Below are 23,428 nucleotides of genomic sequence, written 5' to 3' on the forward strand. Positions count from 1 at the left end.
CCTCACCTCAGACGAGACCTTTGGCGCGGCGCGCTTCGCCGAGCTCGTCGTACATGCCGTCCACCGTGATCTCGACGTCGGCCGCTTGCTGCGCCATGGCCGTCTGGTGGACCAGCTGGCCGTTGACCTGCGCGCCGCCTTCCATCTCGATGATCTTGTAATACACATTGCCAGTGACGCGCGCCTTGGCCGCCAGCGTGATCTTGTCCGAGGCGTAGACGTCGCCCGTCACCGAGCCGTTCAACATGATATTGGGGACGCGCACGTCGCCTTCAATGGCGCCGCTGTCGCTGACCGACAGCGCGGCCTTGTCGCCGTTGGCGATCACCTTGCCCTTGACCTTGCCGTCGATATGCAGGCCGCCGGCGAAGCGGATGTCGCCGAGAATCTCGGTCTGCCGGCCGATGAGCGTATCGACACCGGTCGTCGTGCTGCCGCCGCTCTTCACAGTGCTATTCCCGAATTTCATGGAGCCCTTCCTCGTCGTCGAGCACGCGTTGCCAGTCGAAGCCCTCTTCAGTCTGCGGCGCACCGTCGGTCGATGGCACCAGCGCGACCAGGACACGGCCCGGTGCGAAACCGTCCGGAAGCTGGAACTCGCCACTGAACTCTTCGAAATACTTCAGCGAAAATAGCAGATTCTGCGCCACCGCAGGCGCCAGCTCGCGTAGGGAAATGCGCCGTTCGGCACCTGCGCTGCGGCCCACGATCGTCAGCTCGACATGGCCGCCGATGCGCTTTTCGTGGCGAACCGACTGGATCAGGGTCAGGAAGAAGCGATAGGCGTTGCGGCGGCCCTTGATCGCCCCGAGCCGCAATTCCTGCACGCGCACGCCGGCGCGCGCCTGGTCCGGCGCGGCGATGCCGCGGTAGAACGCGACCTGCTCGCGCAGCTCCGAAGTCTCGGCTTGCAGATCGGTGAGCGACTTGCGCACGCTGTCGCAGGCCTGCGTATCGATTTGCGTCGAGCGCTTCACGTAGGCGAGCTGCTGGCGCAGGTCCTCGGCTTCCGAGCGCGCCGCGCGCAGCTCGTGCGCCAGCCGGCGACGCTCGGCGCGCAGCTGCTCGGCTTCCGTCTGCGCCCTTTCGAAATCGCTGACCGTGGTGGCGCGCGTGTAGCTGTACAGCGCCCAGGCGGCGAGCGCGAGCAGCACCGTCGAACCGGCAACGATCGCCGGCTTGCGCCAGGGCCGGTGCCGATGGATGACGATCTTGTGCTGCACGCCCGACCGTCAGCGGTTCATGGCGCCAGCGGCGCAGCCTGCAGGCCCAGACGCTCGTCGAGGCCGAACATCAGGTTGAAGTTCTGCACCGCCTGGCCCGAGGCGCCCTTGACCAGGTTGTCGATCACCGACAGCACGATCACGGTCTTGCGATCGGCGGCGAGATGCACGGCGATGCGGCAGAGATTGCCGCCGCGCACGCCGCGCGTTTCCGGATGGTCGCCGGCCGGCGCGACGTCGACGAACGGCTCGCTGGCGTAGCGCTGCTCGAAGAGTTTCTGCAGGTCCAGCTCCGGCCGCGTCAGGCGCGCGTAGATCGTCGCGTGAATGCCACGGATCAGCGGCAGCAGATGCGGCACGAAGGTCAGGCCCACCGGCTGCCCGGCGATGTCCGCCACGCCCTGCAGGATTTCCGGGCTGTGGCGGTGGCCGGGCACGCCATAGGCCTTGAACGAATCCGCGGCTTCGCAGAACAAGGAGCCGGTCTTCGCCTCGCGGCCGGCGCCGCTGACGCCCGACTTGCAGTCGGCGATCAGCCCGTCGAACTCGATGGCGTGTGCCTCGAGCAGCGGCAGCAGGCCGAGCTGCACCGCCGTCGGATAGCAGCCCGGATTGCCGACGACACGCGCCTTGCGGATTGCCTCGCGGTTCACTTCCGGCAGGCCGTAGACCGCTTCGGCCAGAAGATCCGGGCACGTGTGATCGAGCTTGTACCAGTCCTTGAACACCGCGGTGTCGCGCAGGCGGAAGTCGGCCGACAGGTCGATCACCTTGACGCCGCGCGCCACCAGTTCCGGCGCCATCTGCATCGCCGTGCCGTGCGGCGTGGCGAAGAACACGGCGTCGCACCGGGCCAGCTCGCCCACGTCCGGCGCACGGAAGGCCAGATCGGTGTAGCCACGCAGATGCGGGAACAGCGCGTCGGCGCGCAGCCCGCTCTCCTTGCGCGACGTCAGCATCGCGACGTGCACCTGCGGATGCTGCGCGAACAAGCGCAGCAGTTCGGCGCCGGTGTATCCGGTCCCGCCGACGATACCGACCTTGATCTTGCCAACTTGCGACACGGGATTTGCTCAGGGGACGCTGGGGGCGGCCATAATAGTCGATCGCCATCCGGCGATCCCGCCTCGCCGCCACGGACTCTTCGCCATGCTGCCGCTCTGGCTCAAAGCCTTTCACCTCTTTTTCGTCATCGCCTGGTTCGTCGGCCTGTTCTATCTGCCGCGGCTGTTCGTCTACCACACCGAGGTCAGCGACGAGGCCGGCCACGCGCGCTTCTGCGCCATGGAGCGGCGTCTCTACGCGATGACGACGATCGGCATGGTCGGCACCTGGCTGCTCGGCATCGGCCTCTTGCTCGCCGGCCCGGAGATCTATCTCAAGTCCGGCTGGCTGCACGCCAAGCTGACGCTGGTTCTGGCGCTGTCGGGCTATCACGGCTGGCTGAAGACACGCATCCGCGCCTTCGCCGAGCGGCGCAACACCAGGACCGCGAAGTTCTACCGGCTGATGAACGAGCTGCCGACGGTACTGCTGCTGATCATCCTGATCCTGGTGGTCGTGAAACCGTTCTGAAGCGCGCCGCTCGCCAACGAAAAAGCCCCGCCATGCGGGGCTTTTTTCCTGCGCTGCGCGAGTCAGGAGCCGCCGATCTCGCCGACGCCGAGCTGCATGTAGTTCTGCACGCCGATCTTCTCGATCAGGCCGAGCTGCTCCTCGATCCAGTCGATGTGTTCTTCTTCGCTCTTCTGGATCTCGACGAACAGCTCGCGCGTCACGTAGTCGCCGACTTTCTCGCAATGCGCGATCGCATCCTTGTAGAGCGGATGCGCTTCCTTCTCGAGCCGCAGATCGCACTCGAGCAATTCCTTGATGTCCTCGCCGATGTACAGCTTGCCGAGGTCCTGCAGGTTCGGCAGGCCTTCGAGGAAAAGGATGCGCGCGATCAGCTTGTCCGCGTGCTTCATCTCGTCGATCGACTCGTGGTACTCGTGCTTCTCGAGCTTCTTGAGCCCCCAGTTGCCGAGCATGCGTGCGTGCAGGAAGTACTGGTTGATCGCGGTCAACTCGTTCTTCAGGCCGAGGTTCAGATATTCGAGTACCTTGGGATCGCCGCGCATGTCCATTGCTCCGTGTCGAGGGATGGCGGGCAGTATAGGGAGCGCGACGGAGCGGTGACGAAACGTCTTGAAGAACCGTTCCGATTTGCGTCAAGGCGCGTCGCGCGCAGGGCGCGCGGCGCAGGCGCCCCAAGGCGCTATGCCGGCGCGAAAGCCGCCGTCAGCGCGGACAGCGGCATCGCGTCCTGGCTGCGCTCGCGCAACGCGGCGCCGAGCAGCTCGCGCGCCTGCGGCACGCACTTGCCGCAACAGGTCCCGAGACCGTGCCCGCGCGCCAGCTCGCGCAGGCTCGACACGCCGTCCTCGTGGACGGCGCGGCGGATCGTGCGATCGGAGACAGCTTTGCAGACGCAAACGTACATGGCGCCATCGTCCCGTAAATGAGAATCCATGTCAACAGACTTGGAATCTCGTTTGCAGGCATGCGGTGCAGCGCGCGGTTCAGAATCCCTGAACGGGAACGACGACGGCCTGCGGGGGCGGTCCGCTCAGTACCCCGGCGAGCTCGCGCAAGGCGGAGTGATAGACCTCGCGCTTGAAATCGACCACCTCGTCGAGCGGCAGCCAGTAGTCCACCCAGCGCCAGCCGTCGAATTCCGGCTTGTCGCTGGTATCGAGCCGCACGGCGGTGTCGGCGGCGACCAGACGCAGCGCGAACCACTTCTGTTTCTGGCCGATGCAGACGCGGCCGCGGGAGCGGCGCAGGTAGCGGTTCGGCAGGCGGTAGCGCAGCCAGCCGGTCGTGACGCCGAGGATCTGCACATCGTCGCGCGACAGGCCGAGCTCCTCGCCCAGTTCGCGGAACAGCGCCTGTTCCGGCCTTTCGCCGCGCTGGATGCCGCCCTGCGGGAACTGCCAGGCGTCCTGGCCGATGCGCTTGGCCCACAGCAGCTTGCCCTCGGCATTGCTCAGGACAATGCCGACATTCGGCCTAAATCCGTCTGCATCAATCACTTGGGCACGAGAACGGGCGAAGTTTGAAAGGATTGTTCCACAAGCGCCGATCGCCCAGCAATGCGCGGCTGCTATCCTGCGCGGCCCCGCCGTCGCCATCCGCCCGGAGCGTCATCCATCCCATGCGCCGCCTCGCCGTCTTCGATCTCGACCATACCCTGCTGGCCAGCGACAGCGACCATCTCTGGGGCCGCTGGATGATCGAGAACGGCATCGTCGACGCCGAGCGTTACGCGCGCGAGAACGAACGCTTCTACGCCCTGTACACCGCCGGCACGCTCGACATCCACGAGTACGCGGCGTTCAGCCTGCGTCCGCTCGTCGAGCAGCCGCTGGAGCGGATGCTGGCCTTGCGCGAGCGCTTCGTCGCCGAATGGGTCGCGCCGATCGTCGCGCCCGGCGCGCCGGGCCTGCTCGAGAAGCATCGCGCGCAGGGCGACGAGCTGCTGATCACCACGGCGACCAGCCGCTTCATCACCGAGCCGATCGCCGCCCTGCTCGGCGTGTCGAACCTGATCGCCACCGACGCGGAGATCGTCGACGGCCGCTACACCGGGCGCATCGCCGGCATTCCGAACTTCCAGGGCGGCAAGGTCGAGCGTCTGCGCCGCTGGCTCGCCGCACAACCGGAGCCATACGCGCATCTGACCGCCTACAGCGATTCGCGCAACGACATCCCGCTGCTCGAGGAGGCGCAGTCCGCGGTCGCGGTCGATCCGGACAATGTGCTACGCGCCACGGCGGAACGCCGCGGCTGGGCGATCATCAGCCTGCGCTGAAGCTCAGAGCGCGAGGCCGGCGAAGGCCTCGTGCAGCTTGCCGTTGGTGGCGAGCACCGTGCGCGTCTCGAGGCTCGGCGGACGGCCATTGAGATCGGTGAAGCGGCCGCCGGCCTCCTCGACGATGACCGCCAGCGCGGCGATGTCGAGAATGTTGACATCGGACTCCACCACCGCGTCGAGCTTGCCGGCGGCCAGATAGTGGTAGTGCACGAAGTCGCCGTAGCCGCGGATGCGGTGCAGCTGCGGAATCAGGCGGCCGAGTTCGAGCCACTGCGGCGCGCGCGCCAGCGTCGCCAGATTGCCGGTCGACAGCGTCGCCTTGCCGAGCTGATCGATCGTCGATACCCGCAGGCGCTCGTAATCCGCGAGCGGCGTTTCGAGCAGGCCGCGCCAGGCGCCGGCACCGCGTTCGGCCCAGGCGACTTCGCCGAGACCTTCGTTCCAGCACGGCGCGCAGGACACGCCCATGATCAGCTCGCTGCCGCGCATCAGCGCGATCTGCACCGAGAAGATCGGATAGCCGCGCACGAAGGCCTTGGTGCCGTCGATCGGATCGACGAGCCAGAGATACTCGGAGCCGGCGGCGATGTCGCGGCCCGTCTCCTCTCCATAAAAACCATAATCGGGAAAGCGCGCGCGCAGCGCCGCCTTGATGGCGCGCTCGGCGGCGACGTCGACCTCGGTCACCGGGCTCGCATCGGCCTTGTACTCGACGCTGAAGTTGCCGCGGTAGGCCTTGCGGATGATGTCGGTGGCGGCGCGCGCGGCTTCGAGCGCGGCGCTGATATGCGGGCTGGCCATGACGGTGCTCTGGTTCGGGGTGCGCATGATAGCGGCGCGGCGGCGCCGTGGCGCGGCACCGCGCTTGCGTTTGTGCGGCCGCTCCGCTGTAGTCCTCGCCCCCGCAGGAGACACGACACGATGGGCAACCGACTGAGCAAGATCGTCACCCGCACCGGCGACGCCGGCACCACCGGCCTCGCCACCGGCGACCGCGTGGCCAAGACACATCCGCGCATCGCCGCCATGGGCGAGCTCGACGAGCTCAACTCGCAGCTCGGCGTGCTGCTCGCGCAGGCCGCGCTGCCGAAACGTTTCCACGACGCGCTGTCGCTCGTGCAGCATCGGCTGTTCGACATTGGCGGCGAGCTCGCGCTGCCCGGCCACACGGCGATCCGCGAGGAACACGTCGCACAGCTCGAGGACTGGGTCGAAGCCTTCAACGCCGATCTGCCGCCGCTCAAGGACTTCGTGCTGCCGGGCGGCAACCCCGGCGCCGCGCAGGCGCACCTCGCGCGCGCCGTCGCGCGGCGCGCCGAGCGCGGGCTGTGGACCGTGCACGGCGAAACGCCGCTCAATCCGGCGGCGCTGCGCTATCTCAACCGCCTGTCCGATCTGATGTTCGTGATCGGCCGCCTGCTCGCACGCGCCGACGGCGGCAGCGAAGTGATCTGGAAGCACGCCTGAGCGCGGCGCCGGCGGATCGCGCTCAGGGCGCGCGGCATGCCGCGGGCGACGGCGTCGCCATGCAGGCACGCACACGGTCGAGCCCCGCGCACAGGCCGGCGATGCCGTCGAGCACGCGCGGCGATTGCCGTGTCAGCAGATTGGCGTCGATCGCCACACGCCGGCGCGGATCGGCCGCCGCCGCGCTGCCGAGCCGGCGCCAGTACGCCGCCATGCCGCGCGCATCCTCGTCGGCGGCATACACCACCACCTGCGGATCGGCGGCGAGCACCGCTTCGTCGCTGACCACCGCCGACAAGGTCGGCAACGCCGAGAACACGTTGTCGGCGCCGCACAGATCGAGCGCGGCGCTGATCGGACTGCGGCCATTCACCGTGTACACCGGCCCGCTCTCGAGCTGGTAGAACGCACGCAGCCGCGGCCGGCCGCGATATTGCGCGCGCAAGGCCGCGAGTCGCTGGCGGTACGCCGCCGCGCTTGCGCGGCCCTGCGCGGCGTGCCCGAGCTCGGTGCCGAGCCGCTCGAGGGCGCTGGCGATCGCATCGAGATCGCCGATCGCCAGCGGCTCGACGCGCAGGCCGAGGCCCTGCAGCTGCGCGATCGTCGCCTCCGGCGTGCCGCCGCGCCAGGCCAGCACGCGTGTCGGCCGCAGCGCGAGCACGGTTTCGAGGCTCACCGCCATGGCGCTGCCGACCTGTGGCCGTTTCGCCGCCTGCGCCGGGAAATCGGTGTACGCGGCGACGCCGACCAGTTCGTCGCAGGCGCCGACCGCGCACACCAGTTCGGCCAGATGCGGCGCCAGTGTGACGACGCGCTCGGCCGCCGCCGCGCCGGCGCTCGACAGCAGGATCAGCAGCGCGGCCACGCCACGCACCGGGGCCCGCATCAGAAGATGCTGCCGGTCGCGAAGATCGCGAAGAAGGCGAGCAGGATCAGCAGCGCGCGCCACTGCATGCGCAGCACCTCGCGCAGTGCGGAACCGAGATTGACCGGCTCGGCGGCGCCGTCGGCCGTCTCGGTGCGCAGCGACGCGACGGCGATTTCCGCGAGCAGCGCCCAGGTGTGCGAGCGCCAGCCGTGCAGCGGCTGACGCATCAGCGCGCGCCAGGCGGAGAGGGCGTCGTCGAGACTGCCGGCAAGGCCGAACAGCAGGGTCGTGATGCGCACCGGCACCCAGGCGAGCAGGTTGTGCAGCCAGTCGGCGGTGCGCTCGGCCCAGGAACCCGGCGCCGTTTCGTGCATCAGTCGCGGCAGGCGCGAGGCGAGACGATAGGCGACCGCGCCGGCCGGGCCGAACACGAAGAACCACAGCAGCACGCCGAACAGCTTCTCGTGCGACTGGATGAACAGCGTGCCCATCAGCGAGCGATGGCTCTCGTCCGGCTGCGGGCCGCGCTGCAGGTTGCGCGCGATCTGCTGCACGCGGGCGATGTCGCCGGCGTCGCGCGCGGCGAGCAGGTCGTGCACGTCCTCGGCCAGATCGCGCGGGCCTAGGCACAGCAGCAGCACGGCCGCCGATGCGCACAGCGCGATCACCGGACTCCAGATCTGCCCGTAGGCCCACCAGACCAGCGTCACCGGCAGGGCGACGGCGGCGACCGGCAGCAAGGGCGAGGCCCACAGCGCCGCCGGCAGCACGGCGTGCGCCGCGCGCATCAGCCACAGGAAAATCACCGGCCGGCCCCAGCCGGGGATGCGGCCGAGCACACGTTCCAGGCCGAGCGCGATGAGGATACCGATAAGGGTCATGAGCTGTACATCCTATACAAGCCGGCGCCATCGCTGGCGCCGGCTCTCAAAACGAGCGGACACTCAGAGAGAACTCCGGTAGCGCCGCCAGTCGAAATGCGGGCCGGGATCGGTCTTGCGGCCGGGCGCGATGTCGGAATGGCCGGCGATGCGCGCGGCGCTGAGTCGCGGATAGGCGCGCAGCAGGCTTCGCGTCACCCGGGCCAGCTGCGCGTACTGCTTGGCGGTGAAGGGCTTGTCGTCGGTGCCTTCGAGTTCGATGCCGATCGAGAAATCGTTGCAGCGCTCGCGGCCCTCGTAGACCGACACGCCGGCATGCCAGGCACGCTCGCCGAAAGGCACGTACTGCGTGACGCGGCCGTCGCGCGCGATCAGCAGATGCGAGGACACGCGCAGCGCATGGATCGTCGCGAAGTACGGGTGCGCGGCCGGATCGAGCGTGTTGCTGAACAGCTGGTCGATGTACGGCCCGCCGAAGCGCCCCGGCGGCAGCGAGATGTTGTGGATCACCAGCAGCGAGATGTCGTCGGCGTCCGGTCGCGCGTCGCGGTTCGGCGAGCGGCAGACGCGGGCGCCGGCCAGCCAGCCGTCGGCGGACACCTCCGGCCGCGGGGAACCTTTGCGCGCCTTGCGCGTCTGTTCGATCATCCGTCCTTCCCCAACCTCTCCGGGCCCCACATGAAACGTCTCGCCGTCGCCGCGTGTCTCGCGGCCGTGTCGCTGGCCGCCGCCGGCGCCGCCAAGCCCGCCGCCACGAACGACTTCCCCGACATCCGCATCGCCTACGAGCGCCATATTCTGCCGAACGGCCTGACGCTGATCATCCACGAGGATCACAAGGCGCCGATCGTCGCGGTCAACGTCTGGTACCACGTCGGCAGCAAGGACGAGCGGTCGGGTCGCACCGGCTTCGCGCACCTGTTCGAACACCTGATGTTCAACGGTTCGGAGCACTACGACGACGAATTCTTCCGCGCGCTCGAACCGGCCGGCGCGACGAAGATGAACGGCACGACCTGGTACGACCGTACCAATTACTTCGAGAACGTGCCGGTCTCGGCGCTCGACCGCACGCTGTGGCTCGAATCCGACCGCATGGGCCACCTGGTCGGCGCGATCGACCAGGCGCGCCTCGACGAGCAGCGCGGTGTCGTGCTCAACGAGAAGCGCCAGGGCGAGAACGAGCCCTACGGCAAGGTCGATGATTTCCTCGCCGCCGCGACCTATCCGGTCGGCCATCCGTATTCCTGGACGACGATCGGCTCCGAGACGGACCTCAACGCCGCCAAGCTCGACGACGTGAAAAACTGGTTTCAGGAGCACTACGGCGCCGCCAACGCCACGCTGGTGATCGCCGGCGACGTCAATCCCGCCGAGGTGATGAAGAAGGTCGAATACTATTTCGGCGACATCCCGCCCGGGCCGCCGCTGAAGCACCAGGGCCCCTGGGTCGCCAAGATGAGCGGCGAGAAGCGCGCGACGATGCAGGACCGCGTGCCGCAGGCGCGTCTCTACGAAGTCTGGAACATCCCGGGCTTCTGCGATCCGGACGCCAATCTGCTCTCGATGGTCAGCTCGGTGCTCGGCGACGGCAAGAACAGCCGCCTCTACAAGCGGCTCGTCTACCAGGATCAGATCGCGACGCGCGTCAGCGTCGGCATCGGCCCGTTCGAGATCGGCTCGCAGTTCACCATCGACGCGATGGTCAGGCCGGGCGGCGACACGGCGGCGGTCGAGCGCGCGATCGACGAGGAAGTGCAGCGCTTCCTGCGCGACGGTCCCACGGCCGAGGAACTGGCGCGGGTCAAAACATCGGTGTTCGCCGCGGCGATCCGCGACGTCGAGCGCATCGACGGCTTCGGCGGCAAATCGGCGCAGCTCGCGCAGTACCAGGTCTACTGCGGCACGCCGGATCGCTACACCGCCGAGCTGCAGGAAGTGAAGAAGGCGACGCCGGCCGCCCTGCGCGCCGTCGCGCAGCGCTGGCTGTCGGACGGCGTGTTCAAGCTCGACGTGCAGCCCTTCCCCGAGTACAGCACCGCCGCCAGCGGCGCCGATCGCAGCAAGCTGCCCGAACTCGGCGAGCCGCCGGCGCTGAAGCTGCCGCCGCTGCAGCACGCGACCCTGGCGAACGGCCTGCAGATCGCGCTCGCCGAACGCCACGACGTGCCGGTCGTGCAGTTCAGCCTGCTCGCCGACGCCGGCTACGCCGCCGATGCCGGTGCCAAGGCCGGTACCGCCAAGCTGACCTTCGACATGCTCGACGAAGGCGCCGGCCGATACGATGCGCTGTCGCTGGCCGCCGCCGCCGACGCGCTGGGCGCGCTGATCGGTACCGGCTCGACGCTCGACACCTCGTTCATCAAGCTCAACGCCCTCAAGGCCAAGCTGCAGCCGAGCCTCGCGCTGTACGCCGATGTAGTGCTGCGGCCGACCTTCCCGGCGCCGGAGCTCGAACGCCTGAAGAAGCTGCAGCTCGCCGGCATCCAGCAGGAGAAGGCCCAGGCCTTCGGCATCGCGCGACGCCTCTACACCAAGCTGCTCTACGGCGCCGACCATGCCTATGCCAATCCGGCTTCCGGCTCCGGCACCGAGGCCAGCGTCGCATCGATGCAGGTCGACGATCTGCGCGCCTTCTACCGGCGCTGGCTGCGCCCCGACAACGCCACGCTGCTGATCGTCGGCGACACCACGCTGGCCGAGATCAAGCCGCTGCTCGACGCGCAGTTCGGCGCCTGGAAGGCACCGGCCGCGCCGCTGCCGCGGAAGAATCTGGCGACGGTGGCGGCGCCGGCCGCGCCGCGTCTCGTGCTGGTCAACAAGACCGGCGCCGACCAGACGCTGATCATGGCCGCCGAGCTGGCGCCGCCGAAATCCGATCCGGACGATCTCGCCCTGCAGATGGCAACGACCGCGCTCGGCGGCAACTTCGTCTCGCGCCTCAACATGAACCTGCGCGAGGACAAGCACTGGAGCTATGGCGCCTTCGCAACCCTCAGCAGCGCCAAGGCGCAGCGACCCTTCTTCGCCTACGCGCCGGTGCAGGCCGACAAGACCGCCGAGTCGATCGCCGAGATGCACAAGGAACTCGGCGCCGTGGTCGGCAAGACGCCATTGACGGCGCAGGAACTCGACTTCGCGCGCGACAGCGTGGCGCTGGCGCTGCCCGGCGACAACGAGACCGCCGCGGAAGTCGCCGGCTCCTACACCATGACGCTGACCTACGGCCTGCCCGACAGCTACTGGAACGAAGCCGTCGGCAAGCTGGCGGCATTGCAGCCGGACGCCGTCAACGCCGCCGCGCGCCGCCTGGTGCGGCCGGACGCGCTGACCTGGATCGTCATCGGCGATCTCGGCAAGATCGAGGCGCCGGTGCGCAAACAGGCCGCGCGCCTCGGCATCAGCGACATTCGCGTGCTCGACGGCGACGGCACGCCGCTGCGCTGACATCGCGCGCAACGCAAAACGCCGGCGCATGCGCCGGCGTTTTCGTTTCCGCGTCGCGGCCGTCCATGGCGACGGCCGCCGCCGCGACGGACCTACTCCATGTCGCCGAGCGGACGGCTGAAGGTGAACTTCGCCGGCTCGACGACGAGCTTGCGCGCCGGCTCGCTCGGCGGCTCACCCTGGATCAGCGACAGCGGCAGCTGCAGCACGAACAGGCCGGCGCCCAGCACCGTGGCGACGAGACTCACCGGGCGCACGACCAGCAGATCGGCAGCCATCGCCACCGCCGACGGCGCGGTATCCACGTCTTCGGTGACTTGCGCCTGCGCCGCGCCAACGCCCAGCGCGAGCACGGCAGCGGCGACGAACGAATGGATGCGCGACATGGAATTCCCCTGCATGAGCTACCCGGGGGCCGAGCGTAGGCGCGCCTACCAAACGTGTCAAACGCATACCGCTGCGAACAAAAGCGGCGAAGTCCATACAATCGCCCACACATGAATACGCTCTACGCCGCCGCCGATCCGCTGGAAGCCGAGATCCTGCGCAGCTATCTCGCCGCCAATGGCATCCGCGTGCAGATTTTCGGCGCCGGTCTGTGGAGCGCGCGCGGCGAGTTGCCGGCCGACGCCTGGCCGCGCCTCGTGCTCGACGATCCTCGCCAGCTCGAGACGGCCCGCGAACTGCTGCGCCGTTACGAGCATCGCCGCCATGCGCAGGCCTCCTGGCTCTGCGACTGCGGCGAGCGCTCGCCGGTGCATTTCGAGATCTGCTGGTCGTGCAGCCGCGAGCGCCCCGCCTGAAACGAACCCGATGATCGACGTCGCGCTGTACCAGCCGGAAATCCCGCCGAACACCGGCAACGTCATCCGCCTCTGCGCCAATACCGGCGCGCGCCTGCATCTGATCCACCCCCTCGGCTTTCGCATGGACGACGCCTCGCTGCGCCGCGCCGGGCTCGACTATCACGAGTACGCATCCGTCGAGCAGCACGCCTCGCTCGAGGCGCTGCGCGCGGCGCGCCCGCGGGCGCGCTGGCTGGCCTTCACCACGCGCGGCCAGCGCCGTCACGATCATTGGTCTTACCAGGACGGCGACATCCTCCTGTTCGGCCCCGAGTCGCGCGGCCTGCCGCCCAACGTGCTCGCCGGCATCCCGCCCGAGCAATGGCTGCGCCTGCCGATGCGCCCCGGCAACCGCAGCCTGAACCTCTCGAACGCGGTCGCCGTCGCTGTCTACGAGGCCTGGCGGCAGCGCGACTACGGCTGAACTGTGCGCTACGGCGCAGTTGCACGACCGGCGTCTCTTGCCACTACGCACGACGGCGCGACACATTCGATGGGCGCGATTCGCGCATTCAGGGGAAATCGCTATGCAACATCAGAAGCAGCGCGCTCGCTTCGTGCGTGCGCCTTTGCACGTGGCTGCCATCATCGTCCTGGGCGGCGCGCTCGGCGCCTGCGGCGGCGGTGGCGGAGGGGGAAGTGACAGCGTCGAGCTCAAGACCAAGGCGGACGTTAGCCGCGAGCTCGGCAACATCGACGTCTTCCTCGGCATCGTCAATGGCATCACCGGGCCTTCGGAAGCGGCCGCTACACGCGGCGCCGCATTGAAAATGACGTCCTTGTCCCGCGCCAAAGGCGGCACGCAGCCCAAGGCGGCGACCGTCGAGGAATGCGACAGCGGCAGCTACAGCCATGAAGACGTCGACGAGAACTACACGTATTCCTACTTTGACAGCGTGGCACGTGCGACACACGTCTATCGGGCCAGCTACGCCGGCTGCAAGAGCGAGCATGATGGTTACGCCGATACCTACGACGGCAAGTACGAGCACGGATACACGGACGAGGATGCGCAAGAGACTGGCTACCGGTACATTCGCTACGGCGACGACAGTCATGCGTATGTCTATACGGAGAACTGGACCGACGACAGCGGTTCTCCCTACAAATCCGAGTATCGGGGCACCGTCCAGGCCCGCCTGACCAATGCCGGCTACGACAGCCGCGCCAAGGACTTCGACTTCCGCTACAGCGAGCACAGCGGCTATTCGGCGCATGTGGTCATCGGCGACGGCGATCCGATCCGCATCGGCATCGACGAATCCGGGACGGCGCTCGCAGGTACCGTGAGCTACGAAACCTCCGAATGCGCGGGCGGCACCTTGAGCTACGCAACGCTCACGCCGCTCACCTCCTCGGACAATGTCACGCAGGGCAAGCTGAAGCTGACGTCCGGCAAGGACTCGGCGACGATCACCTTCGAAGCCGACGGCTCGGCCTCGATCGAGTTCGGCAACGGCAGCAGCGCGAGCCTCAACGCCGACGAACTGCAGGCGGCGTTCGACGATCAGCCGTGCTGATGGCAGCGGCGCGGAGCCGGGTTCATCCGGCTCCGCGCCGTTTCACGGCAGCGGCTGCGACTGCGGCCGCGTTTCCGCCTTCGCCGGGCGCGTCGCCAGGATGCGCACCGCTTCCACGGCCGAAAGGCGGCCCTCGAGCACACCGCTGACGGCGTCGGTGATCGGCATGTCGACGTGGTGCCGGTGCGCAAGGCGCAGCACCTCCGGCGCGGCCTTGACGCCTTCGACGACCTGGCGGATTTCGGCGATCGCCTCCTTCACGCTCTTGCCCTGCGCGAGCAGCAGGCCCATGCGCCGGTTGCGCGACTGGTTGTCGGTGCAGGTCAGCACCAGATCGCCCATGCCGGCGAGGCCCATCAGTGTTTCGGCCCGGCCGCCCATGGCGATCGCCAGCCGCATGATCTCGGCGAGCCCGCGCGTGATCAGCGCGGCGCGCGTGTTGGCGCCGAGATGCATGCCGTCGGCGATGCCGACGCCGATCGCCATCACGTTCTTCGCCGCGCCGCCGATTTCGACGCCGACCAGATCGGCGCTCCAGTAGGCGCGGAAGCCGTCGCCGTGCAGGAGCCGCGCGAAATGCTCCGCGAACGCCTCGTCGTGCGAGGCGATGGTCACCGCCGTCGGCAGGCCGATGCCGAGTTCCTTGGCGAAGGTCGGGCCGGACAGCACGGCGTACGGCCGGCTGCGGGCGCAGACGTCCTCGATGACTTCATGCACGAGCTTGCCGCTCTGCGGCTCGAGGCCCTTGCAGGCGGCGACCAGCCCCTGGCCTTCGCGCAGCAGGGGCTTGATCTGCTCGAGCATGCCGCGCAGCACGTGCGAAGGCGTGGCGAGCAGGATGGCGTGCGCCTCGCGCACCGCCGCTTCGAGATCGGCACCGGCCTGCAGCTTGGCCGGGAACGGACAGCCGGGCAGATACTGCGCGTTCTCGCGCGCCGCCTGCATCGCCGCCATCTTGTCGGCGTCGCGGCCCCAGAGCAGCGTGCGCGTGCCGCGCCGCGCCAGCTGGATGGCCAGCGCCGTGCCGAACGAGCCGGCACCGAGGACGGCGACGGCGTTCGTCACCGGATCGCCCTCTTTCCGATCGCGCTGGCGCTTCGCACTCGGCTACGCGCTGCCGCTACGCGGCGGCTGCGGCCTCGGCTCGCCTTCGCCGTGCCGAACGAGCCGGCACCGAGGACGGCGACGGCGTTCGTCACCGGATCGCCCTCTTTCCGATCGCGCTGGCGCTTCGCACTCGGCTACGCGCTGCCGCTGCGCGGCGGCTGCGGCCTCGGCTCGCCTTCGCCGTGCCGAACGAGCCGGCACCGAGGACTGCGACGGCGTTCGTCATCGGCTCGCCCCCGTTCCGATCACGCCGGCCCCGCGCAGGCGCGCATGGCGGCGCGCTGCCGCCGGCGTCGCGGGATCAGTTGACCGTATTGCTCGCCGGCGCCAGGTCGCCGGCGGCGGCCTGTGCACGGGCGCGCTGCAGATGCTCGAGATACAGCGCGTCGAAGTTGATCGGCTGCAGCAGCAGCTGCGGGAAGCCGGCGCGCTGCACGAGATCGGCGATCGTCTCGCGGGCGAACGGGAACAGCAGGTTCGGGCAGTAGGCGGCGGCGACCGCGGCTTTCTCTTCGGCTAGCGTGAAGCCCCGCACCGTGAAGATGCCGGCCTGCTGCGCCTCGACCAGGAAAGCCACGTCTTCGCCGAGCTTGGCGGTGACGGTCACGGCGAGCACCACCTGCAGCGCGTCGCCTTCGAGCGGCTTGGCGTCGGTGTTGACCTGCACGTCCAGCGTCGGCTGCCACTGCCGGGTGAAGATCTGCGGCGCCAGCGGCACCTCCAGCGAGGCATCCTTCACGTAGATCTTCTGCAGCAGGACCTGGCGCTGCGCGGCGGCGTTGTCGGTGCCGGCGGCCGGCGCTTCAGGGGTGGCGATGTCAGTCATGGCTTGAGGATTTTATCGGGGAACCGGTTCTAGTCGTGCAACAGGGCGTCGAGCTTGCCGGCCCGGTCGAGCGCGTGCAAGTCGTCGCTTCCGCCCACATGGACCTCGCCGATGAAAATCTGCGGCACGGTGCGCCGGCCGGTGATGCGCATCATCTCGTCGCGCCGCGAGCCGTCCTCGTCGACGCGGATTTCCTCGATGGCCACGCCCTTGGTCTGCAGCAGGCGCTTGGCCATCACGCAGTACGGACAGAACCGCGTGCTGTACATCAACACCTTCTTCACCGCATCACCTCACTTCGTGGTCAGCGGCAGGTTCGCCATCGACCAGGCATTGATGCCGCCGCGCAAAGGATAGACTTCGGCGAAGCCGTTCTTGCGCAGCTTGTCGACGACCGTGCCGCTGTTCGCGCCGAGCGCGCAATAGACCAGCACAGGCCGTGCCTTGTCCTTGGCGATCTGGCCGAGATAGTCGTCGAACTTGCTCGCCGGCGCGTGAAAGGCATTGAGCAGGTGCCCGCGCTTGTAGTCGGACAGCGGCCGGATATCGACGATCAGCGGGTCGCGGTCGTTGATCAGGCGCACCGCCTCGGCGGCCGACAGGCGCTTGCCGCCGGTCAGGTTGCCGTGCACTTCGTTGGCGACCAGCGCCGCGAGCACCACGCCCAGGGCCACGAACAGCCAAACATGGGCCTGGAAGAATTCGAGAGACTGGGCCATCGGGCGACGAACCTGCGCGAAGCGCTTGTGTAGGGAAGGGACGGGGCAGCTAGCGGAAGCGCGAAACCGGCTAGCATTATCGCATGTTCCGTCGCCTCGCCCTGCCCGCCCTGCTCCTGGCAGCCGTCGCCGTGCCCGTCGGCGCGCGGTCCGACGAGCGCATCAGCCAGAACCAGCAGGCGCTCGGCGAGGTCCGCGAGCGCATCGCCGCGCTGCAGAAGAAGGTCGAGGACGACCAGGGCGAACGCGACGCGCTGGCGCGCGAGATGCAGAAGGTGGAGCGCAAGATCGCGGCGGCCAACCAGGCCATGCGCGAGCTGCGCCGCCGCCTCGACGAGCAGCAGCGCAAGGCCCGCGAGACGCAGGCCGAGCAGCAGGAAGCCGCGCGCGCCCTGGAATCGCGGCGCGACGAGCTGGCGCGGCAGATCCGCGCCGCCTACGTGATGGGCCGCTCCGGCCAGACGCAGCTGCTGCTGAACATCGACGACGTGCAGAAAGTCGGCCGCATGCTGAGCTACTACGACTACCTGCAGCGCGCCCAGCTCAAGGCCATCGCAACGATCCGCGCGCGCGCCGACGAGCTCGAGCAGCTGGCCGACCGCCTGCAGCAGGAGCGCGCGCAGATCGAGCAGTTGCGCAAGGAGCAGGCCGATACGCTGGAAGAGCTGAAAGGCACGCGTGCCGAGCGCGCCGCGATGCTCGAGCAACTGAAGACGCGGCTGTCAAGCGAGGAAGACAATCTCGCGCAGCTCAAGGAGGACGAGCGCAGCATCCGCAAGCTGATCGAGTCGCTGAAGAAGACGCTCGCCGAGCTGCCGCCGGACGTGTCGCCGAGCGACAAGCCCTTCGCCGCGCAGAAGGGCAAGCTGCCTTGGCCGGCGCGCGGCGCGCTGATCGCGCGCTATGGCGAGAACAAGGCCGGCGGCCGCCTGAGCTGGAACGGCCACTGGATCGCCGCCGAGGAAGGCGGCGCCGTGCGTGCCGTGGCGCGCGGCCGCGCCGTCTACGTCGGCTGGATGCACCGCTACGGGCTGATCGTGCTGGTCGAGCACGACGACGGCTACTTCACCCTGTACGGACACTGCCAGACGGCAACCGTGCAGGTCGGCGAGCCGGTGCGCGCCGGGCAGACCATCGCCACCGCCGGCAGCACCGGCGGCTACGACGAATCCGGCGTCTATTTCGAGATCCGCAAGGGCGCCGAGGCGATCAATCCGCAAGGCTGGCTGGCGCGATGAACGGCCCGCCCGGCGGCCGCTTCCGGCGGTCTGACGCGGAACTGACGCTTTGATGCGCAGTCAGACAGTTGCTATCGTGGCTCCCGCAGCACCCCATTCCAGACCGCGTCCAACGTAAATCCATGCCCCGTTTCTACCGTGTTCCGCTGGCGCTGGCCGCCGGTGTCGTCATTGGCGCCTCCGTCACGCTGACGCAGGGCGTGCTCGCCGACAAGAGCAAGCCGGCCGCCGACGCGCTCGGCTTCAAGGATCTGCAGACCTTCGTCGAGATCCTCAACCGCGTGAAGTCGGACTACGTCGAGCCGGTCGACGACAAGACGCTGATCGAGAACGCCGTGCGCGGCATGCTCGCCGGCCTCGATCCGCACTCGGCCTATCTCGACAAGGACGAGTACAAGGACATGAATGTCATCACCACCGGCAAGTTCGGTGGCCTGGGCATCGAAGTGCAGATGCAGAACGGCTTCGTGCGCGTGGTCTCGCCGATCGACGACACGCCGGCCGCCAAGGCCGGCATCCAGCCGGGCGACCTCATCGTCAAGATCGACGAGACGCCGGTGAAGGGCCTGTCGCTGTCCGACGCCGTCGACAAGATGCGCGGCGAGCCGGGCACCAAGGTCAAGCTCACCATCGTCCGTGAAGGCGAAGCGGCGCCGAAGGTCTTCGACCTCAAGCGCGAGACGATCTCGGTCGCCAGCGTGCGCGGCAAGATGCTCGACGACGGCCTCGCCTATCTGCGCATCTCCAGCTTCACGACCGACACGGGGGCTTCGCTCGACAAGGAATTCGCCAAGCTGAAGAAGGACGCGAAGGGTCCGATCAAGGGCCTGGTCATCGACCTGCGCAACAACCCCGGCGGCGTGCTCGACGCGGCGGTGAAGATCAGCGATGCCTTCATGGCGCAGGGCCCGATCGTCACCATCAAGGGTCGCGAGGCCGGCGCGCAGCGCGAGTTCGACGCCACGCCGGGCGACCTGCTCGACGGCGCGCCGATCGTCGTCATGATCAATGGCGGCTCGGCCTCGGCCTCGGAGATCGTCGCCGGCGCGCTGCAGGACTCGCACCGCGCGGTCGTGGTCGGTAGCCGCTCGTTCGGCAAGGGCTCGGTGCAGACCATCCTGCCGCTGTCGAACGAAGGCGCGATCAAGCTCACCACGGCGCGCTACTACACGCCGTCCGGCCGCTCGATCCAGGCCGAGGGCATCGAGCCCGACGTCGCCATCCGTCCGCTGAAGATCGCCAAGGACGAGAAGGACGAGGACGCCGACTTCGATCCGATCAAGGAAGCCGATCTCAAGGGCAGCCTCGAGAACAAGGACGACAAGGTCAGCAAGGACGAGCGCGCCAAGCTCGAAGCCGAACGCGCGCAGAAGGCCAAGGATGCCCAGGCCCTCGCCGAGAGCGACTACGGCCTCTACGAAGCGACCAACATCCTGCGCAGCCTGACCCTGGTCAAGCGCTAGGGCGCATCGCCGATGCGCAGTCGGGGGGGACTGCTCGCCATCCTCGTCATCCTGGTGGCGCTGCCCGCGAAGGCAGCGCCACCGGCGATCAGCATCGTCATCGACGATCTCGGCGACCGTTACGCGGAAAGCGCGGCGGCGGTGGCCCTGCCGGGGCCGGTCGCCTGCGCCTTCCTGCCGGATTCGCCATACACGCGCAGCCTTGCCACGCGGGCGCATCGCGCCGGCAAGGAAGTGCTGCTGCACCTGCCGCTGCAACCGATCGCCGGCCGCGCGCATCCGCTGGCGCTGGCCACCGGCGCGCCGGACGGCGACCGTGACGCCGCGCTCGACCGCCTGCTCAACGCGGTGCCCTATGTCGACGGCGTCAACAATCACCAGGGCAGCCTGGCGACCGCCGATCGCGGCGCGATGCGCTGGCTGATGCGCGAGCTCGCGCTGCGGCGCATCGGCTATTTCGTCGACAGCATGACGACCGCGCAGAGCGTGGCCTATCCGCTGGCGCGCGCCTATGGCGTGCCGTCGACGCGGCGCCGCGTGTTCCTCGACAACGACGCGTCGCCGGCGGCGATCAACGCGGCGTTCGACGAGCTGCTCCACCAGGCCCGCCTGCACGGCGCGGCGCTGGCGATCGGCCATCCCCACCTGTCGACGCTGCAGGTCCTGCACGAACGCCTGCCGCAGCTCGCTGCCGCCGGCATCGTGCTGCTGCCGCCGTCGCAGCTGATCGCGCGCTACGAGCCGCGGTCCGGCCTGATGCCGGTGCGCCTGCAGCTGTCGACGCGACTGAGCGTCGCGCCGCACACGGCGCTCGAGCACTAGCGGCGCGGCGCGCGGCGTTGGCGCCTCAGGCGCGCCGCAGCGCCCGCCAGCCCAGCCACAGCGCCGCCGCGGCGAGCGCCGCCGCCAGCCAGCCGGAGGAGGACGCCGTGCCGGACTGATGCGCGGCGACCGCGCCGGCGGCAAGGCCCACCGCGGCGATCATCTGCACGGTGCGCCGGTTGGCGGCGCGGATTTCCTCGCGCAGCGCCGCCAGCTCGGCGCGGCTGGTGCCGAAGCTTTCGCCGCGGCGCAGCTGGCGCAGCGCGTGCTGCGCGAGTTCCGGCAGCGATTCGGCGAGCGACGGGCCCTGCGCGCGCATCTTCTCGAAGGTCGCCGCCGGGCCGAGGCGCGCGCGCATCCACTCTTCCATGATCGGCTTCGCCGTCTTCCACAGATCGAGCTCGGGATTGAGCTGGCGGCCGAGGCCCTCGATCTGCAGCAAGGTCTTCTGCAGCAGCACCAGCTGCGGCTGCACCTGGTAGTTGAAGCGCCGCGCGACCTGGAACAGGCGCAGCAGGAAGAAGCCGAACGAAATGTCCTTGAGCGGGCGCTGGAAGATCGGCTCGCAGATCGTGCGGATCGCGCCTTCGAAATCCTCGAGCCGCGTGCCTTTCGGAATCCACTCGGATTCGAGGTGCAGCTCGGCGACCCGGCGATAGTCGCGGTTGAAGAACGCGTAGAAGTTCTCGGCGAGATAGCGCTGGTCGGACGCCGTCAGCGTGCCGACGATGCCGAAGTCGACGGCCAGATAGCTCGGCCGCGCCGGATCGGACACATCGACGAAGATGTTGCCCGGATGCATGTCGGCGTGGAAGAAGTTGTGGACGAAGGTCTGCTTGAAGAAGATCTCGACGCCGCGCTCCGACAGCACGCGGAAATCGACGTTCATCTCGCGCAGCCGGTCGAGCTCGCGGATCGACACGCCGTAGATGCGCTCCATCACCAGCACGCGCGTGCGCGTGTGATCCCAGAACACCAGCGGATGGTAGATGAGATTCGAGCCGAGCCAGTTGCGGCGCAGCTGCGCGCAGTTGGCGCCTTCGCGCATCAGGTCGAGCTCGTCGAGCAGGACCTTCTCGTATTCGGCGACGACCTCGCGCGGCCGCAACCGGCGCAGCTCCGGCGAGAATTTCTCGGCGAGCCCGGCCAGCGTGTGGAGCAGCTCGATGTCGCTGCGCATGATGGCGTCGATGCCGGGGCGCAGGACCTTGACGACCACGTCGAAGGTATCGTCGCTGCCCTCGACGCGCAGCTTCGCCGCGTGCACCTGCGCGACCGAGGCCGAGGCCATCGGCACCTCGTCGAATTCGGCGAACACCGCATCGAGCGGCTTGCCCAGTTCCGATTCGATGATCGCGCGCGCCTCGCGGCCGGGGAACGGCGGCACGCGGTCCTGCAGCCGGGCGAGGTCGGCGGCGATGTCGGCCGGCACGATGTCGGGGCGCGTCGAGAGGGCCTGGCCGAACTTGATGAAGACCGGACCGAGTTCCTCGAGCGCCAGACGCAGGCGCTCGCCGCGCGGACGCGGGTCCTTGTTCGGTTTACGCCCGGCGAACTCGTACAGACCGTAGCGGCTGGCGACGCGGCGGATCTGCCAGATGCGACGCACGCGGCTGAACGACAGCAGCTCGATCATGCGCCCGGCTCTGCCTGCGCTTCGAGGCGACGCAGGCGCGCTTCGAGGCGCTCCACGCCGTCGCGCAGGGTCTCGACGGCCTCGCCCCAGGCGGCGACGTCGTCGGCGCGCGCCAGGTCCCTGGTTTCCTCGCGCAGGAATTCGGCGGTATCGAGGGCCAGCGTGTCGACGCTGCGCCGGCCCCAGCCGAACAGCGTCTGCAGGCCCTGGTTGAGGCGATGCGCGGCGGCGTCGCCGACGAAGCGCGCGGCGAATTCCTCGGGATCGAAGCCGACACGCGCGAGCAGGCCGTTGAAGCGGCGCAGCAGCTCGACGTCGCCGTCGACGCTCAGGCCCTGCGGGATGGCGCCGGCCGCGGCGCCGTCCTTGCGGCTGACGGTCCAGGCCAGGCGCATCAGCGTGGTCAGTCCGCCGCGCACCGTCACGTCCGGCTGCAGCGTGCCGGGCTCGAGCACGCGCACTCCGCCGGCGTGGAATTCGAGCGCGAAGGTCCAGGCCGGCGCCTCGACGGCGAGCGCCACGCAGCGACCGCTCAGCGCCGCGCATTCGCGCAAGACCTCGGGCTCGAGCGCGAGATAGCGGTTCAGCGCGACCTCGAGCGCCGCATTGAGCATCGCCGGCGCACTCATGCGCGCATCCCTGCGAGCCGCAGGCCGCCTCGCCTTGCGCTCATTCGAGACGGAAGCCGCGATGCACGGCAACGATGCCGCCGGACAGGTTGTAGACCTGCACGCGCGCCAGGCCGGCGTTCTCCATCATGCCCTTCAGCGTCTGCTGGTCGGGATGCATGCGGATCGATTCGGCGAGATAGCGGTAGGAATCCGCGTCGCGCGCGACCACGCGGCCCATCAGCGGCAGCAGCTTGAACGAGTACTGGTCGTAGGCCTTGCCGAGCAGCGGGTTCAGCGGCTTGGAGAATTCCATCACCAGCAGGCGGCCGCCCGGCTTCAGACAGCGCGTCATCGAGCGCAGGGCGGCGTCCTTGTCGGTGACGTTGCGCAGGCCAAAGCCGATCGTGATGCAATCGAACGTGCCGTCCTCGAACGGCAGGCACTCGGCATTGGCCTGCACCGCCGGCACGTTGACGAGGCCGTGATCGACGAGACGCTTCACGCCCTCGCCGAGCATCGCCGCGTTGATGTCGGAGAGGATGACGAGGCCCCTGGGGCCGGCGGCCTTGGCGAATTCTCGCGTCAGGTCGCCGGTGCCGCCGGCGACGTCGAGCACTTTTTCGCCGGGACGCACGCCGGCCAGATCGATGGTGAAGCGTTTCCAGACGCGATGGATACCCATCGACATCAGGTCGTTCATCAGGTCGTACTTGTGTGCGACGGAGGTGAACACGCCGGCGACGCGGCGGCGCTTCTCGCCGAGCGGCACCTGTTCGTAACCGAAATCTGTCGTACGGGACGTGCCGCCGGTGGCGGGATCGCGTTTGTCGTCGCTGGCCATGTCGGATGCGCGGAGTCGGAGCGACATTGTAGCGACCGTTGTCGCGCGGCGCGGGCCG

The 23,428-nt window shown here is 68.8% G+C and carries 28 protein-coding genes; 10 read left to right on the plus strand and 18 right to left on the minus strand.

The genetic code is table 11. The annotated features are described in order from the left end of the window. Nucleotides 1–7 precede the first annotated feature (7 nt). Genes K344_RS0112185 through argC form a run of 3 tightly spaced genes read right to left on the minus strand, consistent with a single transcriptional unit; the run spans nucleotide 8 to nucleotide 2,287 of the window. Nucleotides 8–469: a bactofilin family protein gene (locus tag K344_RS0112185; protein ID WP_051362184.1), complete on the minus strand. Its 462-nt coding sequence runs from the start codon at nucleotides 467–469 to the stop codon at nucleotides 8–10. Continuing rightward, nucleotides 453–1,223 (minus strand): DUF6776 family protein, encoded by a 771-nt coding sequence (locus K344_RS0112190; protein ID WP_028080894.1) that lies wholly within the window; start codon nucleotides 1,221–1,223, stop codon nucleotides 453–455. Before K344_RS0112190 ends, K344_RS0112185 begins: the two co-directional genes overlap by 17 nt. Nucleotides 1,224–1,240: 17 nt before the next feature. Beyond that, nucleotides 1,241–2,287, minus strand: a complete 1,047-nt coding sequence (gene argC / locus K344_RS0112195; RefSeq protein WP_028080895.1) for an N-acetyl-gamma-glutamyl-phosphate reductase — start codon at nucleotides 2,285–2,287, stop codon at nucleotides 1,241–1,243. Between the two features lie 85 nt (nucleotides 2,288–2,372). Between argC and hemJ the strand changes: the two genes are divergently transcribed. Continuing rightward, nucleotides 2,373–2,798, plus strand: a complete 426-nt coding sequence (hemJ, locus tag K344_RS0112200) for a protoporphyrinogen oxidase HemJ (RefSeq protein ID WP_028080896.1) — start codon at nucleotides 2,373–2,375, stop codon at nucleotides 2,796–2,798. 62 nt (nucleotides 2,799–2,860) lie between these two features. On the opposite strand, the gene bfr is transcribed toward hemJ, so the two are convergent. From bfr to K344_RS21495, 3 genes are all read right to left on the minus strand, one after another. Further along, a complete protein-coding gene (bfr, locus tag K344_RS0112205; RefSeq protein WP_028080897.1) occupies nucleotides 2,861–3,343 on the minus strand; it encodes a bacterioferritin in 483 nt (160 codons plus the stop codon). A 137-nt stretch (nucleotides 3,344–3,480) separates the two neighbouring features. Next, nucleotides 3,481–3,705 carry a (2Fe-2S)-binding protein gene (locus K344_RS0112210; RefSeq protein ID WP_028080898.1) on the minus strand — a complete coding sequence of 75 codons (225 nt, stop codon included), beginning with the start codon at nucleotides 3,703–3,705 and terminating at the stop codon, nucleotides 3,481–3,483. Between the two features lie 79 nt (nucleotides 3,706–3,784). Continuing rightward, nucleotides 3,785–4,297: an RNA pyrophosphohydrolase gene (locus tag K344_RS21495; RefSeq protein WP_051362185.1), complete on the minus strand. Its 513-nt coding sequence runs from the start codon at nucleotides 4,295–4,297 to the stop codon at nucleotides 3,785–3,787. A 122-nt stretch (nucleotides 4,298–4,419) separates the two neighbouring features. Between K344_RS21495 and K344_RS0112220 the strand changes: the two genes are divergently transcribed. Next, nucleotides 4,420–5,076 (plus strand): histidinol-phosphatase, encoded by a 657-nt coding sequence (locus tag K344_RS0112220; RefSeq protein ID WP_028080899.1) that lies wholly within the window; start codon nucleotides 4,420–4,422, stop codon nucleotides 5,074–5,076. Nucleotides 5,077–5,079: 3 nt separating this feature from the next. Here the strand turns inward: K344_RS0112220 and K344_RS0112225 are convergent, their stop codons facing one another. After that, nucleotides 5,080–5,880 carry an inositol monophosphatase family protein gene (locus K344_RS0112225; protein ID WP_028080900.1) on the minus strand — a complete coding sequence of 267 codons (801 nt, stop codon included), beginning with the start codon at nucleotides 5,878–5,880 and terminating at the stop codon, nucleotides 5,080–5,082. A 120-nt stretch (nucleotides 5,881–6,000) separates the two neighbouring features. Here K344_RS0112225 and K344_RS0112230 point away from each other — a divergent pair, with 120 nt between their 5' ends. Next, the gene (locus K344_RS0112230) at nucleotides 6,001–6,546 is read left to right on the plus strand and encodes a cob(I)yrinic acid a,c-diamide adenosyltransferase (RefSeq protein ID WP_028080901.1); all 546 of its coding nucleotides are present in this window, start codon (nucleotides 6,001–6,003) and stop codon (nucleotides 6,544–6,546) included. Between the two features lie 22 nt (nucleotides 6,547–6,568). Here K344_RS0112230 and K344_RS21500 read toward each other — a convergent pair whose 3' ends face one another. The 3 genes from K344_RS21500 to ampD all read right to left on the minus strand — a co-directional run bounded on the left by K344_RS21500 (nucleotide 6,569) and on the right by ampD (nucleotide 8,943). Continuing rightward, on the minus strand, nucleotides 6,569–7,411 hold the full coding sequence (locus K344_RS21500) for an ABC transporter substrate-binding protein (RefSeq protein ID WP_245586207.1): 843 nt from the start codon (nucleotides 7,409–7,411) through the stop codon (nucleotides 6,569–6,571). Nucleotides 7,412–7,431: 20 nt separating this feature from the next. Further along, nucleotides 7,432–8,295, minus strand: coding sequence for a regulatory signaling modulator protein AmpE (gene ampE / locus K344_RS0112240; protein WP_028080902.1), 864 nt, complete (start codon nucleotides 8,293–8,295; stop codon nucleotides 7,432–7,434). A gap of 63 nt (nucleotides 8,296–8,358) precedes the next feature. Further along, a complete protein-coding gene (ampD, locus tag K344_RS0112245) occupies nucleotides 8,359–8,943 on the minus strand; it encodes a 1,6-anhydro-N-acetylmuramyl-L-alanine amidase AmpD (RefSeq protein ID WP_051362187.1) in 585 nt (194 codons plus the stop codon). A 30-nt stretch (nucleotides 8,944–8,973) separates the two neighbouring features. On the opposite strand from ampD, the gene K344_RS0112250 reads away from it, so the two are divergent. Then, nucleotides 8,974–11,742, plus strand: a complete 2,769-nt coding sequence (locus K344_RS0112250; protein WP_028080904.1) for a M16 family metallopeptidase — start codon at nucleotides 8,974–8,976, stop codon at nucleotides 11,740–11,742. Between the two features lie 92 nt (nucleotides 11,743–11,834). Here the strand turns inward: K344_RS0112250 and K344_RS0112255 are convergent, their stop codons facing one another. After that, complete coding sequence (locus tag K344_RS0112255; RefSeq protein ID WP_028080905.1) at nucleotides 11,835–12,128, minus strand: hypothetical protein; 294 nt, start codon at nucleotides 12,126–12,128, stop codon at nucleotides 11,835–11,837. A gap of 111 nt (nucleotides 12,129–12,239) precedes the next feature. On the opposite strand from K344_RS0112255, the gene K344_RS0112260 reads away from it, so the two are divergent. From K344_RS0112260 to K344_RS0112270, 3 genes are all read left to right on the plus strand, one after another. Next, nucleotides 12,240–12,545 carry a putative signal transducing protein gene (locus K344_RS0112260; RefSeq protein WP_028080906.1) on the plus strand — a complete coding sequence of 102 codons (306 nt, stop codon included), beginning with the start codon at nucleotides 12,240–12,242 and terminating at the stop codon, nucleotides 12,543–12,545. Between the two features lie 10 nt (nucleotides 12,546–12,555). Further along, on the plus strand, nucleotides 12,556–13,011 hold the full coding sequence (locus K344_RS0112265) for a tRNA (cytidine(34)-2'-O)-methyltransferase (protein WP_028080907.1): 456 nt from the start codon (nucleotides 12,556–12,558) through the stop codon (nucleotides 13,009–13,011). A 151-nt stretch (nucleotides 13,012–13,162) separates the two neighbouring features. Then, nucleotides 13,163–14,107, plus strand: coding sequence for a hypothetical protein (locus K344_RS0112270; protein ID WP_157622902.1), 945 nt, complete (start codon nucleotides 13,163–13,165; stop codon nucleotides 14,105–14,107). 42 nt (nucleotides 14,108–14,149) lie between these two features. Here the strand turns inward: K344_RS0112270 and K344_RS0112275 are convergent, their stop codons facing one another. From K344_RS0112275 to K344_RS0112290, 4 genes are all read right to left on the minus strand, one after another. After that, a complete protein-coding gene (locus K344_RS0112275; RefSeq protein ID WP_028080909.1) occupies nucleotides 14,150–15,172 on the minus strand; it encodes an NAD(P)H-dependent glycerol-3-phosphate dehydrogenase in 1,023 nt (340 codons plus the stop codon). Between the two features lie 343 nt (nucleotides 15,173–15,515). Then, nucleotides 15,516–16,040, minus strand: a complete 525-nt coding sequence (gene secB / locus K344_RS0112280) for a protein-export chaperone SecB (RefSeq protein WP_028080910.1) — start codon at nucleotides 16,038–16,040, stop codon at nucleotides 15,516–15,518. Nucleotides 16,041–16,069: 29 nt separating this feature from the next. Continuing rightward, on the minus strand, nucleotides 16,070–16,324 hold the full coding sequence (grxC, locus tag K344_RS0112285; RefSeq protein ID WP_028080911.1) for a glutaredoxin 3: 255 nt from the start codon (nucleotides 16,322–16,324) through the stop codon (nucleotides 16,070–16,072). 9 nt (nucleotides 16,325–16,333) lie between these two features. Next, on the minus strand, nucleotides 16,334–16,759 hold the full coding sequence (locus K344_RS0112290; RefSeq protein ID WP_028080912.1) for a rhodanese-like domain-containing protein: 426 nt from the start codon (nucleotides 16,757–16,759) through the stop codon (nucleotides 16,334–16,336). 83 nt (nucleotides 16,760–16,842) lie between these two features. Here K344_RS0112290 and K344_RS0112295 point away from each other — a divergent pair, with 83 nt between their 5' ends. From K344_RS0112295 to K344_RS21505, 3 genes are all read left to right on the plus strand, one after another. Beyond that, nucleotides 16,843–17,997, plus strand: a complete 1,155-nt coding sequence (locus tag K344_RS0112295) for a murein hydrolase activator EnvC family protein (RefSeq protein ID WP_028080913.1) — start codon at nucleotides 16,843–16,845, stop codon at nucleotides 17,995–17,997. A gap of 122 nt (nucleotides 17,998–18,119) precedes the next feature. Then, nucleotides 18,120–19,460, plus strand: coding sequence for a S41 family peptidase (locus K344_RS0112300; protein ID WP_028080914.1), 1,341 nt, complete (start codon nucleotides 18,120–18,122; stop codon nucleotides 19,458–19,460). Nucleotides 19,461–19,472: 12 nt separating this feature from the next. Continuing rightward, entirely contained in the window at nucleotides 19,473–20,282 is an 810-nt protein-coding gene (locus K344_RS21505; protein WP_084197378.1) for a divergent polysaccharide deacetylase family protein, read from the plus strand. A 25-nt stretch (nucleotides 20,283–20,307) separates the two neighbouring features. Here the strand turns inward: K344_RS21505 and ubiB are convergent, their stop codons facing one another. From ubiB to ubiE, 3 genes are read right to left on the minus strand one after another with little or no spacing between them, the layout of a single operon-like run. Then, the gene (gene ubiB, locus K344_RS0112310) at nucleotides 20,308–21,918 is read right to left on the minus strand and encodes a ubiquinone biosynthesis regulatory protein kinase UbiB (protein WP_043114445.1); all 1,611 of its coding nucleotides are present in this window, start codon (nucleotides 21,916–21,918) and stop codon (nucleotides 20,308–20,310) included. After that, nucleotides 21,915–22,547: a ubiquinone biosynthesis accessory factor UbiJ gene (locus K344_RS0112315; RefSeq protein ID WP_028080916.1), complete on the minus strand. Its 633-nt coding sequence runs from the start codon at nucleotides 22,545–22,547 to the stop codon at nucleotides 21,915–21,917. The genes ubiB and K344_RS0112315 overlap by 4 nt, the downstream gene beginning before the upstream one ends. 40 nt (nucleotides 22,548–22,587) lie before the next feature. After that, entirely contained in the window at nucleotides 22,588–23,370 is a 783-nt protein-coding gene (ubiE, locus tag K344_RS0112320; RefSeq protein WP_028080917.1) for a bifunctional demethylmenaquinone methyltransferase/2-methoxy-6-polyprenyl-1,4-benzoquinol methylase UbiE, read from the minus strand. Nucleotides 23,371–23,428: the final 58 nt, after the last annotated feature.

The sequence above is a fragment of the Solimonas soli DSM 21787 genome, from assembly GCF_000474945.1.
In the GTDB taxonomy this organism is placed as follows: domain Bacteria; phylum Pseudomonadota; class Gammaproteobacteria; order Nevskiales; family Nevskiaceae; genus Solimonas; species Solimonas soli.

What these genes read in the sequence shown, in the direction of transcription:
- K344_RS21505 (WP_084197378.1), top strand. Translation starts at nt 19,473, where the DNA reads ATGCGCAGTCGGGGGGGACTGCTCGCCATCCTCGTCATCCTGGTGGCG.
- K344_RS0112255 (WP_028080905.1), bottom strand. Translation starts at nt 12,128, where the DNA reads ATGTCGCGCATCCATTCGTTCGTCGCCGCTGCCGTGCTCGCGCTGGGC.
- hemJ (WP_028080896.1), top strand. Translation starts at nt 2,373, where the DNA reads ATGCTGCCGCTCTGGCTCAAAGCCTTTCACCTCTTTTTCGTCATCGCC.
- K344_RS0112260 (WP_028080906.1), top strand. Translation starts at nt 12,240, where the DNA reads ATGAATACGCTCTACGCCGCCGCCGATCCGCTGGAAGCCGAGATCCTG.
- ampD (WP_051362187.1), bottom strand. Translation starts at nt 8,943, where the DNA reads ATGATCGAACAGACGCGCAAGGCGCGCAAAGGTTCCCCGCGGCCGGAG.
- bfr (WP_028080897.1), bottom strand. Translation starts at nt 3,343, where the DNA reads ATGCGCGGCGATCCCAAGGTACTCGAATATCTGAACCTCGGCCTGAAG.
- K344_RS0112220 (WP_028080899.1), top strand. Translation starts at nt 4,420, where the DNA reads ATGCGCCGCCTCGCCGTCTTCGATCTCGACCATACCCTGCTGGCCAGC.
- K344_RS0112265 (WP_028080907.1), top strand. Translation starts at nt 12,556, where the DNA reads ATGATCGACGTCGCGCTGTACCAGCCGGAAATCCCGCCGAACACCGGC.
- K344_RS0112315 (WP_028080916.1), bottom strand. Translation starts at nt 22,547, where the DNA reads ATGAGTGCGCCGGCGATGCTCAATGCGGCGCTCGAGGTCGCGCTGAAC.
- secB (WP_028080910.1), bottom strand. Translation starts at nt 16,040, where the DNA reads ATGACTGACATCGCCACCCCTGAAGCGCCGGCCGCCGGCACCGACAAC.
- K344_RS0112225 (WP_028080900.1), bottom strand. Translation starts at nt 5,880, where the DNA reads ATGGCCAGCCCGCATATCAGCGCCGCGCTCGAAGCCGCGCGCGCCGCC.
- ampE (WP_028080902.1), bottom strand. Translation starts at nt 8,295, where the DNA reads ATGACCCTTATCGGTATCCTCATCGCGCTCGGCCTGGAACGTGTGCTC.
- K344_RS0112230 (WP_028080901.1), top strand. Translation starts at nt 6,001, where the DNA reads ATGGGCAACCGACTGAGCAAGATCGTCACCCGCACCGGCGACGCCGGC.
- ubiE (WP_028080917.1), bottom strand. Translation starts at nt 23,370, where the DNA reads ATGGCCAGCGACGACAAACGCGATCCCGCCACCGGCGGCACGTCCCGT.
- K344_RS0112185 (WP_051362184.1), bottom strand. Translation starts at nt 469, where the DNA reads ATGAAATTCGGGAATAGCACTGTGAAGAGCGGCGGCAGCACGACGACC.
- ubiB (WP_043114445.1), bottom strand. Translation starts at nt 21,918, where the DNA reads ATGATCGAGCTGCTGTCGTTCAGCCGCGTGCGTCGCATCTGGCAGATC.
- K344_RS0112210 (WP_028080898.1), bottom strand. Translation starts at nt 3,705, where the DNA reads ATGTACGTTTGCGTCTGCAAAGCTGTCTCCGATCGCACGATCCGCCGC.
- K344_RS0112290 (WP_028080912.1), bottom strand. Translation starts at nt 16,759, where the DNA reads ATGGCCCAGTCTCTCGAATTCTTCCAGGCCCATGTTTGGCTGTTCGTG.
- K344_RS0112300 (WP_028080914.1), top strand. Translation starts at nt 18,120, where the DNA reads ATGCCCCGTTTCTACCGTGTTCCGCTGGCGCTGGCCGCCGGTGTCGTC.
- K344_RS0112250 (WP_028080904.1), top strand. Translation starts at nt 8,974, where the DNA reads ATGAAACGTCTCGCCGTCGCCGCGTGTCTCGCGGCCGTGTCGCTGGCC.
- K344_RS0112295 (WP_028080913.1), top strand. Translation starts at nt 16,843, where the DNA reads ATGTTCCGTCGCCTCGCCCTGCCCGCCCTGCTCCTGGCAGCCGTCGCC.